Source organism: Thiopseudomonas alkaliphila (assembly GCF_001267175.1).
GTDB classification, from domain to species: Bacteria; Pseudomonadota; Gammaproteobacteria; order Pseudomonadales; family Pseudomonadaceae; genus Oblitimonas; species Oblitimonas alkaliphila.
This window is the reverse complement of the sequence record NZ_CP012358.1, coordinates 2,426,921-2,443,503: the sequence shown is the minus strand read 5'-3', so window position 1 is coordinate 2,443,503 and position 16,583 is coordinate 2,426,921. Positions and strand designations below refer to the sequence as shown.

Below are 16,583 nucleotides of genomic sequence, written 5' to 3'. Positions count from 1 at the left end.
CTACCATATCCAGTAATAAGAATCACTCGCATGTAAGACGTAAAGTTCAATCGAAACAGTAAATTTGTTTAACAAAAACTCTGCTAGAAATAAAAAACCCGCACAGTCTTGAATAACTGAGCGGGTATGAACAGCCAGTTTAGCGATGGCTTAACGCTTATTCTTCTTTCTTTTTTCCATTTCTTTTTTCCGCGCCAGCAACCGTTTTTTCTTATTCACTTGCCGCTCGCTGAGCTTGTTTTTCTTATCTTCGTAAGGGTTACTACCGCCCTTGTATTCAATACGAATCGGCGTCCCTACCAACTTAAGCACTTTACGATATGTATTCTCTAAATAGCGGGTATAGCTTTTAGGCACACCATCTACTTGATTACCATGAATCACAATTAACGGCGGGTTAGCGCCACCTAAGTGGGCATAGCGTAATTTAATACGGCGGCCATTCACCATCGGTGGCTGATGCTCTTGCACTGCATCTTCTAAAATTTGCGTTAAGCGGTTAGTTGGCCAGCGAGTGATGGCTGACTTAAACGCCGCTTGCACCGACTGATATAAGTGCCCTACGCCTGTCCCATGCAGCGCCGAAATAAAGTGGATATCAGCAAAGTTTAAAAAGTACAGTCGACGCTCTAATTCGGTTTTTACATAATCGCGCTCGCTCGGTTGCATGCCATCCCATTTATTTAACGCGACTACAATCGCACGCCCTGCCTCTAAAGCAAAGCCAACGAGGCTGAGATCATGTTCAACCACCCCTTCGCGGGCATCCATAACAAAGATCACCACGTTGGCATCTTTAATGGCTTGCAAGGTTTTCACTACCGAGAACTTTTCCGCCTCTTCATGAATCTTGCCGCGGCGGCGCACCCCTGCGGTATCAATCAGGGTGTATTTTTCGTCGTCACGCTCAAAGGGAATATAAATACTGTCGCGAGTGGTACCGGGTTGGTCATACACCACCACGCGCTCTTCACCGAGCATGCGGTTCACTAAGGTGGACTTACCCACGTTAGGGCGACCAATGATGGCAATTTTAATCCCATCTTTCTCATCAGGACCTGGAATTCTAGCCAGCTCTTGACCTTGTTCAACTGCGGCTAACTCTGCATCGGTTACTTCAGGTTCTTCTTCCTGAACATGGCCAATGACATGCTGCATTAACGGATTAATCCCACGGCCATGGGCAGCCGCAATCGCAAATGAATCACCCAAGCCTAATGGGCTAAATTCCGCTCGCGCCACTTCCTCATCTAAGCTATCGACCTTGTTCACTACAACAAAGGTTTGCTTATTGCGTTTGCGCAAATGTTCCGCGATATACTCATCAGCCACGCACAAACCATCGCGGGCATCGACCAAGAAAAAGACTGCATCAGCCTCTTCAATCGCCTGCAGCGACTGAGCAGCCATTTTGGCGTCAATGCCTTCTTCATCACCGGAAATACCTCCGGTATCAATCAGAATAAAACTACGACCTTGCCACTTAGCGTCGCCATACTGACGATCACGGGTTAAACCTGGAATATCACCAACAATGGCATCGCGGGTTCTGGTTAGGCGGTTGAAGAGGGTTGATTTGCCAACATTCGGTCGGCCTACCAAAGCAATTACAGGAACCATGAGTTCCTCCAGCGATAAATCAAAAAAACAAAAAGCCGCTACCAACAATTAGATAGCGGCTCACAATACAGGCGTACCTACTACTTAATGGTTAATGCGACAAGCTTGCCGCCATTACCATAAGCATAAATCCAATCACCTACGACTAAGGGTTGTGCACGCAACCCTTTGGAGTCAACTCGGGTGCGTGCAACAAAACGACCATCTACTTGGCTTAATAGATGCAAATAACCTTCTAAGTCACCTACAGCAATATAGCTAGCTAAGGTGGCAGGCGCTGATAGTTGACGACGTAATAGATCTTCATTACTCCAAAGCACTACCGATGAGCGTTGATCTACTGCCTCTACACGGCCATCGGCCAAACTGGCATAAGCATTACCGTAGCCTTCGGCAAGTCCCACATAGCTAGAGGCATCACGCTGCCACAACACCTGGCCACTTTGTGCATCAAGACCGGCTAAACGCCCTTGGTAGCTAGCAACATATAAAATGCCGTCATTCAGTAACAAATCACCATCTACATCGACCATACGCTCAAGCTCAGTGCGACCACTAGGAATAGCGACCCTTTGCTCCCAAATAGGTAAACCACGCTCGGTATCTACGGCAATCACTTTACCGGTAGATAATCCGGCAAATACCACTTGATCCGTAATAATTGGCGCACTGGTACCACGTAAAGTTAAAAGTGCAGGAGTATTGTCATATACCCAACGCTGACGACCATCATAGGCATCTAAAGCAATAAGGCGATCGTCCTGGGTTTGTACCACTACTACATCCCCATTAATAGCAGGGGCACTTAATACCTCACTATCAATCTGACTGATCCAGTGCTGTTCACCAGTCTGGCTATCTAAAGCAATAATGCTGCCATCCAATGCGGCTAACAGCACCATGCCATAGCCAACCCCGACAGCACCTGAAATATCGCTCTTCAGCTTAGTTTGCCACTTACTTTTACCAGTAAAGCGATCTAACGATTGCACTAGACCCTTAGCATCAGCAACAAAGAGCGTATCACCTTCAGCTGCTGGTGTTAGATTATTCCACAGTTTACCTTGCCCAACACCCACCGAACGTGACCATTCGGTTTTTAAGCCCACTTCCTGCTGGATTTTTTGCAAGGCTAATGGCGGCAACTCTTTACTGCCAGTGCTACTACATCCGACCGCCAATAATGACAACGCCAGTACAGCTAAACTATGTGATAACTTCATATTAAGCATCCTTATTGGGGGCTGGCAGATCATCAAGTTTCATTAATAAAGCACTTTCTGCTGCAGAGTTACTCAATGCTTTGCGTGCATTATCGTAAGCGGTATACGCTTCCTCAAGACGATTTGCCATCACCAAAATGTCTCCACGCACTTCTTCACGGGTAGCTAAAAAAGCTTCCGGTGCTTGACTATTAAATAACGCCAAAGCTTCTTCGTATTTTTCTTGAGCACTTAATACTCGTGCTAAACGTTGACGCGCTAACTCACCAGTAATAGAGTCAGCAGGCTTCTCAACCACAGGCGCTAAAATCTGCGCCGCTTCTTCAAGGCGATCTTCTTCAACCGCAAGTTTAGCTAAAATCAGCTCAGCATATTGCTGAGCATGGGTTCCTTTAGCGGTTGTGCGCAACTCACCCACGATACTAGTTGCCTCGCTAATATCAACCGCATCTTTTGTATTTAACGAGTTTTCTAACAAGCTTAGGTACAATGCCGATGCATTTTGCGCCTGCGTAGTTTGTGAGTTTTGCCAAAAATTCCAGCCTACGACTAAACAAACTGCAGCACATACTCCCACTACTAATGAGGTGCCATTGCGCTTCCACCAGTCTTTAATCAGCGCTATTTGTTCTTCTTCAGTACGATCAGACACGCCGATACTCCTATTTTAATTCAATTAATGAGAGGAAAACTGTTGAGTTAAATACTCAGACAACTGATCCCACGGAACGCTAATTTGCTCGCCCTCTGTGCGTAGCGGTTTAATCGCCACCACTTGCTGCGTGCACTCATCTTCACCCAGCACTAACGCATATAATGCACCACTGCGATCGGCTTTTTTAAACTGGCTTTTAAAGCTACCGCCGCCGGCATTTACTAGAATCCGTAGCTGCGGCTGTTGATCGCGTAAAGCCTCAACTAAATTCAGCGCTTGCAACTCAGCTTGTTCACCAAATGCACAAACAAACACATCCACCGTACGAGCTAAACTGGCTGGAATTTTATCCAATGTTTCCAGTAATAGAATTAAGCGCTCAATGCCCATGGCAAAACCAACACCCGTGGTCGGTTTACCACCAAGTTGTTCAATTAACCCGTCATAACGTCCGCCGGCACACACCGTACCCTGAGCGCCTAATTCAGTGGTTACCCACTCAAACACTGTTTTACCGTAGTAATCGAGTCCACGCACCAACTTAGCGTTAATTACATAGGGCACGCCCGCTGCATCTAAGCGCGCTTTGACTCCGTTAAAGTGCTCAACCGACTCTTGATCCAAATACTGATCCAGCTTGGGTGCGTTTTCTAATAACGCTTGGGTTTGTGCATTTTTGCTATCGAGCACGCGTAATGGATTAGTGCTTAAGCGGCGCTGACTGTCTTCATCCAACTGATCAAAATGCTGCTCTAGGTATTCAACCAGCGCTTTACGATACACCGCACGAGCTTCTGCTGTACCTAGGCTATTGAGTTCAAGAGTAACCACCTCTTGAATACCTAATTGCTTCCATAACCGCCAAGTTAGAATAATTAGCTCAGCATCAATGTCAGGCCCCGGTAGGTTAAAAGCTTCAACTCCAATTTGGTGGAACTGACGATAGCGGCCTTTTTGTGGTCGTTCGTGACGGAACATCTGGCCGATATACCATAACTTTTGCACTTGCCCGTTATTAATTAAGCCATGTTCCATTACCGCCCTGCCACAGCTGGCTGTGCCTTCTGGACGCAAGGTTAAGGAATCACCGTTGCGATCGGCAAAAGTGTACATTTCTTTTTCAACAATATCAGTCACTTCACCAATCGAGCGTTTAAACAACTCAGTAAACTCTACAATCGGCATACGAATTTGACGATAGCCATAACTATCTAATAAATCCGCTACGGTTTGCTCAAAATAACGCCAAACCGGAGTTTGCTCTGGGAGAATATCATTCATGCCACGAATGGCTTGCAACGCTTTACTCACTAGGAATCCTTATTTACTTCGCGCGATAAGATTAGCGTTCGCAGCCAATTTCGCGGCTGCTTGCTGACGGATCGTTTGCTCGAGCTGATCCACCAACTGCTCATTATTTAATTTACTAACCGGTTTACCATCAATATAAACCAAGTTTGGCGAGCCACCCGTCAGGCCTATATCAGCCTCTTTAGCTTCGCCTGGCCCATTTACCACACAGCCAATCACTGCAACGTCTAACGGCACTAATAAATCATCCAGACGGGCTTCCAGCTCATTCATGGTTTTCACCACATCAAAGTTTTGCCGTGAGCAGCTCGGACAAGCAATAAAGTTAATTCCACGGCTACGTAACTTCAGTGATTTTAAAATATCAAAGCCAACTTTAATTTCTTCTACTGGGTCTGCAGCCAAAGAAATACGCAAGGTATCACCAATGCCTTCAGCCAGTAACATGCCTAAGCCAACCGCTGATTTCACGGTACCTGAGCGCAGTCCACCGGCTTCGGTAATACCTAAATGCAATGGCTGCTCGATTTGCTGCGCCAGTTTACGATAGGCCTCAACGGCCATAAATACATCCGAGGCTTTTACACTGACTTTAAAATCAGGAAAGTTTAACCGATCTAAGTGCTCCACATGCCGCAATGCTGATTCAACCAGCGCATCAGGCGTTGGCTCGCCATATTTTTTTTGTAAATCTTTTTCTAAAGATCCAGCATTAACCCCAATTCGAATTGGAATGCCGCGATCTCGCGCTGCTTCTACCACGGCTTTCACTCGGTCTTCACGGCCAATATTGCCCGGATTAATGCGTAAGCAATCAACACCTAGTTCAGCCACTCGCAGAGCAATTTTATAATCAAAATGAATATCAGCTACTAAAGGCACCGCGCTTTGTAGCTTAATTTTGCCAAAGGCTTCAGCAGCTTCCATAGTCGGCACCGAAACCCTGACAATATCCGCTCCGGCTTGCTCTAAGCGTTTAATCTGCGCCACTGTCGCTGCTACATCACAGGTTTCAGTGTTGGTCATGCTTTGCACGCTAATCGGTGCATCACCACCAACGGCAACATTTCCCACCATAATCTTGCGTGATTGACGACGTTTAATCGGATTTTCACCGTGCATGTTCTTGCCCCAATTTCAGTCTAGCGGTCTTACCATTGCCATAATGACTAAAGTCAATGTGCTCGCCATTGTAAGTCGCTTTAGCGATTGAGCTAGTTAACCCAATGCGCACCGCTAAGGGTGCATACCCTGTTACCTCTAATTGTTCACCAGCACGCTTGGTACCTGAGTACAGTACTTTCCCTTTAGCATCGGTCACACTTAACCAGCACTCGCCACTAAATTCTGCCACAAATTGCCCATGTCCTTCAGCTAACACCGGTAACGCCACTGCTTCATCCAGCACCGGCTCAGCCTGTTCTGTTGCCACTGCAGCAGTCTCACTGCCTGGTTCGCTTTCTGCTATCTCTGCTGCATGTGGCTCTGAAGAGGGCGACTCTGATTCAATATCCGCTGACTCAGTTGGTTCCGGCTCCACCGTAGACACTTGAGTTTCTGCAAGCGGGGCTTGGAATGAGTGAATTTCACTGCTGCCATCTAAGCCCTGAATTTCCACTTGCTGTAATGCGTTAGGTGCAGTGTTCAGCGCCTGCTCCTTACGATCTTGCTCAAACCACCAAAACAAAACCAAACCAAGCAGCAATAAAATTAACGCTAACACACTAAAACGCATCAATTTCCACGACAGCTTGGACTCATCGGGTAACGTTTGAATGACTTTCACCCGCTGCACTGTTGGCCCTGCTTGCTGTTGAATACGATCATGGGCCTCAAGTAAAGCGGCAACATCTAACTGCAAAAACTGCGCATAAGTACGCAGGTATCCACGGGAATAAACCTTGGCTAAATTCGTGTAATCATCCGCTTCTAAATCGATAATGACTTGCGGAGTTAAACGCAAACGCTCGGCAGCTTCTTTTAAACTTAAGCCCCGAGTCTCACGTGCTGTTTTTAAAGTATTGCCTGGGCCAGCAATGACTTGCTGCTCAACTTCACTCATAAATGCTCTCGCTGATATTGCCTATACTCTGTCGATACAGGATATAGGCGTTGCAACTGTGACTCTAAATTGGCAGCCTGACTGGAGTCGTTAAAAATATGCGCTAAACGAATACCTAGTACTAAGCTTTGCGGAGTGTGTTCACCAAGCCGTTGAAAGTTTTCATAGTTTTTTTGTGCCGCCACATATTGCTGCTGTTCAAACAATAAGCTCGCCAATTCTAAAGAGGCTCTTGGCTGCTCTGGATTTAAACGCAATGAACGCTCAAAATAATATTTTGCCTCACTGCTCTTGCCTAATTTAGAGGCAGTTAATCCTAAATTTTCAAAGACCCTTGACCGCTCAGCATACATAGTGTCTTTAGCCGCTTCGGTAAACTGTTGATAAGCTTTAGCATACTCTTTGCGCTCGTATAAAAAACTACCGTAATTATTTAGAGTGCGAGAGCTGCGCTCTTGAGCAATAGCTTTAAGATAGTATTGTTCAGCTAGCTCAAACTCCATTTCATGCTGAAAAACATAGGCCAAAGTGCCGTTAACATGAGCATTTTTAGGATCTATTTCCAATGCTTTTTGTAAAGGCCTTTTAGCCTGCTCAGGTAAACCATCTTGCAAATAGCCAATGGCAAGCTGCACATAAGCATTAACTGCCTGCTCTTTACCCTCGCTTGACTTAAGGGGACTTTCACTTCCTGAAGATACGCAAGCCGTTAAGTATAAAGTAGCAAATATTATCGAGAAAACTATGCGCATCTTCATCACCTCTCCCTTACTTGCCTGCTGGTTAGTACTATACTTCTTCTAGTTCTGAGTTTACTTGGCGTATAGCAATATAGCGCTCACTTCTGCGGGTCCTATCTTGTACATTACCCACTAACTGACCACAAGCAGCATCAATATCTTCGCCACGGGTTAAGCGCACCGTCACGTTATAACCCGCTTGGATTAATAGTTCTTTAAAGCGGTGAATACTATTATTACTTGGACGCTCATAACCCGAGTGAGGGAAAGGATTAAAAGGAATTAAGTTAATTTTACAAGGCACATGACGCAGCAGTTGAATCATTTGCTCGGCATGCTCAGGTAAATCATTCACATCTTTTAATAGCGTGTATTCAATAGTCAGGTAACGCTTTTCGCCTAACTTATCCATATAGCGCTTACACGCATCCAGCACTACCGCCAATGGATATTTTTTATTAATCGGTACTAACTGATTGCGCAACTCGTCATTCGGCGCATGCAACGATAAGGCTAAAGCAACATCAGTTACTTCACCTAACTGATCAATCATCGGAGCCACCCCCGAGGTAGATAAAGTCACTTTGCGCTTAGAAATGCCATAGCCAAGATCATCCATCATCAGTGTCATGGCTGATACGACATTATCAAAGTTTAATAAGGGCTCGCCCATGCCCATCATCACTACGTTAGTAATGGCTCGATCAACAGTAGCAGGTATGGAGCCTTCAAAAGACTTATTAGCCACCCATACCTGACCAATAATTTCTGCGGCGGTTAGGTCACTATTAAAACCTTGTTTACCGGTAGAGCAAAAACTGCAATCCAAGGCGCAACCAGCTTGGGAAGACACACATAAAGTGCCGCGCCCTGCCTGCGGAATATACACAGTTTCCACGCAGCTACCTGAAGCCACCCGAATCACCCACTTGCGGGTGCCATCTGCGGAAATATCTTGGCTAACGATCTCAGGTCCCTGAATGATCGCTGTTTGTTTTAACTTATCGCGCAACACCTTACTGATGTTGCTCATGTCGTCGAAGTTATCGACGCCAAAGTGATGAATCCACTTCATTACTTGACCGGCGCGAAAACGCTTCTCACCAATGGATTCAAAAAACGCTTCCATTTGCGGCTTAGTTAAGCCCAATAAGTTGGTTTTCTGCTGTGTTGCTAATGTCATGGATTCATCTCTACTTAACTAAAATTAACGAATGCGATCGCACTGTTCAATTTCAGCGAAGAAGAAAGCAATTTCACGGGCTGCAGACGCTTCTGAGTCTGAACCGTGTACTGCGTTCTCATCGATTGATTCAGCAAAATCTGCACGAATAGTGCCCGCTTCTGCTTCTTTAGGGTTAGTCGCACCCATTAATTCACGGTTTTTGGCAATCGCGTTTTCGCCTTCTAATACTTGCACAATAACCGGACCTGAAGTCATGAACTTAACGAGGTCACCATAGAAAGGACGCTCTTTGTGCTCAGCGTAGAAACCACCCGCTTCGCGCTCAGAGAGCTGAACCATTTTTGATGCCACTACACGTAAGCCCGCTTTCTCAAAACGCGTGGTGATTTCACCAATCACGTTTTTAGCAACTGCGTCAGGCTTAATGATAGAAAAAGTGCGTTGAACTGCCATTGTTAAAACTCCAAATAAAATAGGACACAAAAAGTGAACCCGCGAATTATACGCGGGTTCAAGATAAATGCGTAGGGTACGCAAAGGCTTTATACAATTTAACCGATTAACTGGGGAAAATTAGTCCAGCTCTTCGATCCAGGCCGCCTGAATTGCCTCTAATACCCGCTCGCCACTGCGCTCAGGATCATCCTCAAACTCTGGTAGTTCTAGCACTAGCTGACGCAGCTTCACAAAGTTAATGTAACGCGGATCAATCTCTTCATGCAGATCACTTAACTGGATGGCGATTTCTTGCACATCAACCCATTTCAGTCCCATAGCCTTTTCTCCTCAACGCTAAACTGGCCTTATTGGCGCTCAGACACCTGGTTAATGGTGTACTTTGGAATTTCCACGGTTAAATCTGTATCAGCAACCACCGCCTGACACGACAAACGCGAGTCAGGCTCTAATCCCCAGGCCTTATCCAGCATATCGTCCTCTAACTCATCAGACTCTTCCATGCTGGCAAAACCTTCACGAATAATCACATGGCAAGTGGTGCAGGCACAGGACATTTCGCACGCGTGCTCAATCTCAATCCCGTTACGTAGAGCGGCTTCTATTACTGTTTCACCTGGGTTAGCGTCAACCACCATTCCCTCAGGACAGAGTTCTTCATGGGGTAAAAATATAATCTGTGGCATCTGTCTAATCACTCTCTAGTTCAGTTAACTGTCGACCGGTTAAGGCAGCTTTTACGGTACGATCTAAACGGCGGGCAGCAAATTCGTCAGTGGCTTTGGATAAGTACTGAGTTGCCGCCTGAATCGCTCCAGCATCTGCTTGCCTAACCGCCTGCTGTAACTTGCTGATGGCCTGCTCAATCTCTGCTTGTTCAGTTGGCGCTAATAGCGCCTCACCATCAGCGGCTAACGCCACCTGTACCGCATCAATTAAACGCTCGGCATCAACCACAAACTCACGCAATGCGCGTTGCTGTTTATCGGCTTCAGCAAACTCAAATGATTCTTGAAGCATACGGGCCACTTCATCATCACCTAGACCATAAGAAGGCTTAACTTCAATGCTAGCTTCTACTCCAGAGTTCACTTCGCGCGCACTCACGCTGAGCAAACCATCGGCATCTACCTGAAAGGTTACGCGAATTTTTGCTGCGCCCGCTACCATCGGCGGAATACCACGTAGCTCAAAACGTGCCAAGGAGCGACAATCACTTACCAGCTCACGCTCCCCTTGAACCACATGGATCATCATCGCTGTTTGCCCATCTTTGGCGGTCGTAAATTCTTGTGCTCGGGCAATCGGAATAGTGCTATTGCGTGGAATTACTTTTTCCATCAGATCACCCATGGTTTCTAAACCAAGGGACAATGGAATCACATCCAACAACAGCAACTCATCACCCTGTTGATTTCCCACTAGCGCATCAGCTTGCCTTGCGGCACCAATAGCTACTACCTGGTCTGGATCAATCGAGGTTAACGGCTCGCAAGCAAATTGCTCACCGACTTGCTGACGGACATAAGGCACACGGGTGGAACCCCCCACCATCACCACATTACTGATTTCATCCAACTCAATCTGCGCATCGCGCACTGCCCGTCGGCACGCACGCAAACTGCGCGCGACCAATGGCTCAAGTAATAGATTGAGCTGCTCACGGGAAAATTCACCCTGCCAGCCAGCAAAACTTACGGCTACTTGCGATTGCTCGGTTAAAGCTTCTTTAGCTGCACAAGCCTGCTGCAACAGTTCGCGCTGGGCAGCGGGCGTTAAGTCATCTGAGACTCCGGCTTGCTCAATTAGCCAGTTGGCAATAGCGTGATCAAAGTCATCACCGCCTAAAGCACTGTCACCACCGGTGGCTAATACCTCAAACACCCCTTGGGTTAAGCGCAAAATAGATACATCAAAGGTGCCGCCGCCCAAGTCATAGATCACCACAATACCTTCGGCCTGCTGATCTAAACCATAAGCCACCGCCGCGGCAGTGGGCTCATTTAATAGTCGCAGTACGGTAATACCAGCTACCTTAGCTGCATCTTTGGTAGCTTGACGCTGAGCGTCATCAAAATAAGCTGGCACGGTAATCACCGCTCCAACTAGCTCACCACCTAAGGCTTGCTCCGCTCGCTGCCGTAACACCGTTAAGATTTGCGCCGAAACTTCTACCGGACTCTTAGCACCTTGCACCGTCTGAATATAGGGCATACCAGAGTCACCCGCAGTAAACTCATAGGGCATTTGCTGACCCAACTGCTGAATATCGGCCAGCCCTCGCCCCATCATTCGCTTGACCGATAAAATGGAGTTTAAAGGATCTTGCGCCGCAGTCTGTCGAACACTGGCACCTACCTCCACTCGATCCGCGTGATAACGCACTGCTGAAGCCAGTGATTTATTACCCTCTAGGTCAGCGATAGGTTCAGCAACACCGCTGCGCACGGTAGCAACGAGCGAGTTAGTGGTACCCAAATCAATCCCTACGGCCAACTTACGTTGGTGGGGTTGCGGGCTTTGTCCTGGTTCAGCTATTTGTAGTAAGGCCATAACTTTCATCATCAGGCACCTGCGACTTCAGGTGCAGGTTAATCGTCCAAACGCTCTTCAAGCTGTCTGATTTCGGTTGTTAGCTTATCTAAAAACTGCATGCGTCTGGCGTACTTTTCAGCCAGCTCTAACTGCTCAGGATCTTGCCAAACTGCAGCGAACAACTGATTTAACTCGGCGCGTGCCTGAGTTAAACGCTGCTTAAAGGGAGCAATTGCATCAAAGCTAGCCAATGCTTGGAGATCTTCTAATTCTTCGCGCCACTGCATCTGCTGAAATAAAAACTCACCATCTTGAATAGTGGTTTCAGTGGAGACAGGACGTCCTTGCAAAGCCAATAAATACAGTGCTCGAGAGGTCGTATTTTTGAGCGTTTGATAAGCATCGTTTAAGCTCGCGGCTTTCGCCAAGGCTTCACGCCGCTCAGTATCGGAAGCAGACACAAAACGGTCTGGGTGTACAGTTTTTGCTAGAGCTCGATAATCTGCGCCTAGTTTTGAAAGATCCACTTCAAAACTAGGCGTTAAGGATAAGAGCTCAAAGTAGTTAGGCGCGTCAGTCATAATTAAACACTAAAGCTTTCGCCGCATCCGCACTCACCGCGCGAATTAGGGTTGGTGAACTTGAAGCCTTCATTCAGCCCTTCTTTAACGAAGTCGAGCTGTACACCGTCCAAGTACACTAAGCTTTTAGGATCAACAATCACCTTAACGCCATACTCTTCAAATACTTGGTCTTCATTTTGTAGCTCATCAACGAACTCCAAAACGTATGCCATTCCTGAACAGCCAGTTGTACGCACTCCAAGCCGAATTCCTAATCCTTTTCCACGCCCAGCCAGTGAGCGTTGAATATGACTAGCTGCTGCTTCTGTCATGCTAATGGCCATTGGGGCACTCCTTAGACTAAGCCTTTTTTCTGTTTGTAATCACGTACTGCAGCTTTAATTGCATCCTCAGCCAATACCGAGCAGTGAATTTTCACTGGTGGCAACGCCAACTCTTCGGCAATGGTGGTGTTCTTAATCTGCTCTGCTTCCTCAAGGGTTTTACCCTTCATCCATTCGGTTGCTAACGAGCTTGATGCAATGGCTGAACCACAGCCGTAGGTTTTGAACTTAGCGTCTTCAATAACGCCGTTGTCACCCACTTGAATTTGTAAACGCATCACATCGCCACAAGCAGGTGCACCCACCATGCCGGTTCCAACGTTTTCTGCACTGTCATCCAGCTTGCCTACGTTACGTGGGTTCTCGTAATGATCTAAAACTTTATCGCTATATGCCATTTTACTCTTCCTCACTCATAGGCACGCATTAATGCGCTTGCCATTCCACTTGACTTAGGTCTACGCCGTCTTTATGCATATCCCAAAGTGGTGATAATTCACGCAGTTTATTCACTGCTTCTTTAATTTGACTCGCCGCACGATCTACTTCCTCTTCGGTGGTGAAACGACCAAAGGTGAAACGAATAGAACTGTGTGCTAGCTCGTCATTGCGGCCTAAAGCACGCAATACATACGAAGGTTCTAAAGAGGCTGAAGTACAGGCTGAACCTGAAGACACGGCCATATCTTTTAACGCCATAATTAATGACTCACCTTCAACATAGTTGAAGCTAAGGTTTAAGTTATGCGGCACTCGCTGGGTCTGACTGCCATTCAGGTAGAGCTCTTCCATGTCACTTACATGGCTGTAAAAACGCTCACTTAACTGTTTCATCCGTGCATTTTCTTCAGCCATTTCCGCCTTAGCAATGCGGCACGCTTCACCCATTCCGACAATCTGGTGAGTAGCTAAAGTACCTGAACGCATACCACGCTCATGTCCACCGCCATGCATTTGTGCCTCTAAGCGAATACGTGGTTTGCGACGAACATAGAGCGCACCAATACCTTTGGGGCCATACATTTTGTGCGCTGAAAGGGACAGCAAGTCCACCTTCATGGTTTCCATGTTAATTTCAACTTTACCAGCTGACTGAGCAGCGTCCACATGGAAAATGATACCGCGGGCACGCGTCAGCTCACCAATTGCGGCGATATCATTGATGGTTCCCACTTCGTTGTTCACGTGCATAATCGACACTAAAATAGTGTCATCGCGCAGCGCTTGCTCAACCATTTCGGGCGTGACGATCCCTTCTTCGGTAGGATCAATGTAGGTTACCTCATAACCTTCACGCTCTAGCTGACGGCACGTATCCAACACTGCTTTATGCTCAATTTTTGAGGTAACAATGTGCTTACCTTTAGAGGCATAAAAATGTGCCACACCTTTGATCGCTAAGTTATCCGACTCGGTAGCACCTGAAGTCCAGACAATCTCACGCGGATCCGCATGAATTAAATCAGCGACTTGGCGGCGTGCCTCTTCAATTGCCTCTTCGGCTTTCCAGCCGTAAATATGCGAACGAGAAGCCGCATTACCAAAGTTACCCTCCATGGTGAGACAGGCAATCATCTTCTCTGCTACGCGTGGATCTACTGGCGTAGTTGCCGAGTAGTCTAGGTAAATCGGTAATTTCATTTGCACTTCTCCTCAATCAGTCTGGCTACCCGCTGTATCGGTTGCTTTACTTATGCATTACTCAACAGCAGCGGTACGTATTTCTTGTAAAGTATTGGCTGGTTCTTTTTTATAAACCGCCTGACTTGTTTGGCGCTGAGCAACCTCTTGTACATCACTACGTGCCATGAGATCTGCCAAACTGATGTTACTTAAAAAATCATGAATTTGTTGGCTTAGGTCACACCACAGGTGGTGGGTTAAACACTTACCACCTTGATGGCAATCCCCTTGGCCTTGGCAACGTGTCGCATCAACCGACTCATTAACCGCATCAATCACCTGCACCACTTGAATCTCTTGCTGGGCGCGCGCCAACTGATAACCACCACCAGGGCCACGCACACTGCTCACCAAATTACTACGGCGCAGTCGAGCAAATAATTGCTCAAGATAAGACAGTGATATGCCTTGACGCTCGGATATGTCAGCCAATGAAACAGGACCCTGACCCGCGTTAATTGCCAGATCAAGCATCGCTGTTACTGCATAACGTCCTTTAGTGGTCAGCCGCATAACAAACACCATACGCATTAAACATGGCACTCAGCATGCAATACCCTAGCATTTAAGTCAAGTATATATCCCAGTAAAGCACTCAACTATAGTCCTAGAGCGTTATTTACTCGCGAGTCGTTACCTGATCGGCACTGGCAGTCTCTGAATCATCACTACCATTTAATGGATTACTCGGTAAGTCGGGTAGCTCTTTGGCGCAGAAGTCACTCCCCAGCTCAGTTAAAGCACCGCACATACCTTCTAGACGCTCTTCCACTGCCGCTAAATGATCGAGCATTTGACCAATTGTGCGTGCTACGGGATCAGGCATATCCTGACCTACAGCGTACATATCAAAACCAAAACGCTCAGCCATGGCTTGGCGTTTAGCGGCTTGCTCATCACTGGCCTTTTCAATAATGCGCCCAGGAATCCCAACGGCTGTTGCCCCTGCGGGCACCGCCTTAGTCACCACTGCATTCGAGCCGATTTTAGCGCCAGCGCCGACAGTAAAAGGCCCAAGCACCTTGGCTCCTGCACCCACGACTACCCCATCTTCTAGGGTCGGGTGACGTTTACCTTTATTCCAACTGGTACCACCGAGCGTAACTCCCTGATAAAGGGTAACGTCATTGCCAATCTCAGCAGTTTCACCGATTACAATTCCCACCCCATGATCGATAAAGAAGCGACGGCCAATTTTAGCCCCTGGGTGAATTTCAATGGCGGTTAACCAACGACTTAAATTAGAAATCACCCGCGCCAGCCATTTCCAATTTTTAGTCCATAACCAATGCGCCACTCGATGCAGCCACACCGCATGCAGCCCTGGATAACAAGTTAACACCTCAAACGCATGCCGAGCCGCAGGATCACGATGAAATACGCTTTGAATATCTTCTCGCATTCGTTTAAGCATGGGGTGTTTTACCTCGATTAATCAGTTCGCCACGGGCCGCTTTTTGTGTTTCGGTTAAGATACCACGTAAAATATTAACTTCGGACTTTTGTAGGTGTGCCTTACCATAGAGTCGCCGCAAGCGAGACATCAACAACTTGGGTTTAGCCGGATCTAAAAACTCAATATCAATCAAAGCCTGCTCTAAGTGTTCAAATAAGCGCTCAAGCTCATCATGACTGGCCAATTTTTCTGACTCGGGTAGATCTTCTGGCGCTTGATGCTCAAGGCCGCTTGCTTGCTCGGTTAAACCTAACCACTGCATACGCAATTCATACGCCACTACCTGCACAGCGGTAGCAAGGTTTAAGGAGCTAAAGTTAGGATTAGTTGGCACCTGCACCCGATAATGGCACTGCTGCAACTCTTCATTGGTCAGACCCGCATGCTCACGACCAAACACGATAGCGATCTCACAATCACTGTCTTGTTGAATTTGCTTCAAGCTTTGCTCAGCACAGCCCCGCGGATCAACGGTAGGCAGGGAAATATAACGAATACGTGCACTGGTACCAAACACGACATGACTGCCTTCCAGTGCCTGCTCTAAGGTGTCTACCACCCTGGCGTTATTTAAAATCCCCACCGCGCCGGAGGCCCGTGCTACTGCTTCGCTACTAGGAAACTTCTGCGGCTGCACCAGTACCAAGCGGCTCAAGCCCATATTCATCATAGCGCGCGCCGCGCCGCCAATATTTCCTGGATGACTGGTATTAACCAGTACCACGCGAATCTTATCTAACACAGAAGCT

19 protein-coding genes are annotated in these 16,583 nt (G+C 47.1%); all 19 read right to left on the bottom strand.

The window, feature by feature from the left end; translation table 11 throughout:
• Positions 1–150 precede the first annotated feature (150 nt).
• The 19 genes from der to AKN87_RS11680 all read right to left on the bottom strand — a co-directional run bounded on the left by der (position 151) and on the right by AKN87_RS11680 (position 16,576).
• Positions 151–1,620, bottom strand: a complete 1,470-nt coding sequence (gene der / locus AKN87_RS11770; protein ID WP_053101398.1) for a ribosome biogenesis GTPase Der — start codon at positions 1,618–1,620, stop codon at positions 151–153.
• A gap of 80 nt (positions 1,621–1,700) precedes the next feature.
• Positions 1,701–2,843, bottom strand: a complete 1,143-nt coding sequence (gene bamB, locus AKN87_RS11765; RefSeq protein WP_053103553.1) for an outer membrane protein assembly factor BamB — start codon at positions 2,841–2,843, stop codon at positions 1,701–1,703.
• Between the two features lies 1 nt (position 2,844).
• Complete coding sequence (locus AKN87_RS11760) at positions 2,845–3,495, bottom strand: YfgM family protein (protein ID WP_053101396.1); 651 nt, start codon at positions 3,493–3,495, stop codon at positions 2,845–2,847.
• Between the two features lie 24 nt (positions 3,496–3,519).
• Positions 3,520–4,809, bottom strand: coding sequence for a histidine--tRNA ligase (gene hisS, locus AKN87_RS11755; RefSeq protein WP_053101395.1), 1,290 nt, complete (start codon positions 4,807–4,809; stop codon positions 3,520–3,522).
• 9 nt (positions 4,810–4,818) lie between these two features.
• Complete coding sequence (gene ispG / locus AKN87_RS11750; protein ID WP_053103552.1) at positions 4,819–5,931, bottom strand: flavodoxin-dependent (E)-4-hydroxy-3-methylbut-2-enyl-diphosphate synthase; 1,113 nt, start codon at positions 5,929–5,931, stop codon at positions 4,819–4,821.
• A complete protein-coding gene (locus AKN87_RS11745) occupies positions 5,921–6,871 on the bottom strand; it encodes a RodZ domain-containing protein (RefSeq protein WP_053103551.1) in 951 nt (316 codons plus the stop codon). Before AKN87_RS11745 ends, ispG begins: the two co-directional genes overlap by 11 nt.
• Complete coding sequence (pilW, locus tag AKN87_RS11740) at positions 6,868–7,629, bottom strand: type IV pilus biogenesis/stability protein PilW (RefSeq protein ID WP_053103550.1); 762 nt, start codon at positions 7,627–7,629, stop codon at positions 6,868–6,870. Before pilW ends, AKN87_RS11745 begins: the two co-directional genes overlap by 4 nt.
• Positions 7,630–7,660: 31 nt before the next feature.
• Positions 7,661–8,794 (bottom strand): 23S rRNA (adenine(2503)-C(2))-methyltransferase RlmN, encoded by a 1,134-nt coding sequence (rlmN, locus tag AKN87_RS11735; protein ID WP_053103549.1) that lies wholly within the window; start codon positions 8,792–8,794, stop codon positions 7,661–7,663.
• Positions 8,795–8,818: 24 nt separating this feature from the next.
• Complete coding sequence (ndk, locus tag AKN87_RS11730; protein ID WP_053101390.1) at positions 8,819–9,250, bottom strand: nucleoside-diphosphate kinase; 432 nt, start codon at positions 9,248–9,250, stop codon at positions 8,819–8,821.
• A 120-nt stretch (positions 9,251–9,370) separates the two neighbouring features.
• Positions 9,371–9,571 carry a Fe-S cluster assembly protein IscX gene (iscX, locus tag AKN87_RS11725; RefSeq protein WP_096334868.1) on the bottom strand — a complete coding sequence of 67 codons (201 nt, stop codon included), beginning with the start codon at positions 9,569–9,571 and terminating at the stop codon, positions 9,371–9,373.
• 29 nt (positions 9,572–9,600) lie between these two features.
• The gene (fdx, locus tag AKN87_RS11720; RefSeq protein WP_053101389.1) at positions 9,601–9,939 is read right to left on the bottom strand and encodes an ISC system 2Fe-2S type ferredoxin; all 339 of its coding nucleotides are present in this window, start codon (positions 9,937–9,939) and stop codon (positions 9,601–9,603) included.
• 4 nt (positions 9,940–9,943) lie between these two features.
• Complete coding sequence (hscA, locus tag AKN87_RS11715; RefSeq protein ID WP_053103689.1) at positions 9,944–11,806, bottom strand: Fe-S protein assembly chaperone HscA; 1,863 nt, start codon at positions 11,804–11,806, stop codon at positions 9,944–9,946.
• 38 nt (positions 11,807–11,844) lie between these two features.
• The gene (gene hscB / locus AKN87_RS11710) at positions 11,845–12,369 is read right to left on the bottom strand and encodes a co-chaperone HscB (protein WP_053101388.1); all 525 of its coding nucleotides are present in this window, start codon (positions 12,367–12,369) and stop codon (positions 11,845–11,847) included.
• 2 nt (positions 12,370–12,371) lie between these two features.
• Positions 12,372–12,695 carry an iron-sulfur cluster assembly protein IscA gene (iscA, locus tag AKN87_RS11705; protein WP_053101387.1) on the bottom strand — a complete coding sequence of 108 codons (324 nt, stop codon included), beginning with the start codon at positions 12,693–12,695 and terminating at the stop codon, positions 12,372–12,374.
• A gap of 11 nt (positions 12,696–12,706) precedes the next feature.
• Positions 12,707–13,093, bottom strand: a complete 387-nt coding sequence (iscU, locus tag AKN87_RS11700) for a Fe-S cluster assembly scaffold IscU (RefSeq protein WP_053101386.1) — start codon at positions 13,091–13,093, stop codon at positions 12,707–12,709.
• A gap of 28 nt (positions 13,094–13,121) precedes the next feature.
• Positions 13,122–14,336, bottom strand: coding sequence for an IscS subfamily cysteine desulfurase (locus tag AKN87_RS11695; protein ID WP_053101385.1), 1,215 nt, complete (start codon positions 14,334–14,336; stop codon positions 13,122–13,124).
• A 57-nt stretch (positions 14,337–14,393) separates the two neighbouring features.
• Complete coding sequence (iscR, locus tag AKN87_RS11690) at positions 14,394–14,891, bottom strand: Fe-S cluster assembly transcriptional regulator IscR (protein ID WP_053103548.1); 498 nt, start codon at positions 14,889–14,891, stop codon at positions 14,394–14,396.
• 106 nt (positions 14,892–14,997) lie between these two features.
• On the bottom strand, positions 14,998–15,792 hold the full coding sequence (gene cysE / locus AKN87_RS11685; protein ID WP_080995562.1) for a serine O-acetyltransferase: 795 nt from the start codon (positions 15,790–15,792) through the stop codon (positions 14,998–15,000).
• Positions 15,785–16,576: an RNA methyltransferase gene (locus AKN87_RS11680; protein ID WP_053103547.1), complete on the bottom strand. Its 792-nt coding sequence runs from the start codon at positions 16,574–16,576 to the stop codon at positions 15,785–15,787. Before AKN87_RS11680 ends, cysE begins: the two co-directional genes overlap by 8 nt.
• Positions 16,577–16,583: the final 7 nt, after the last annotated feature.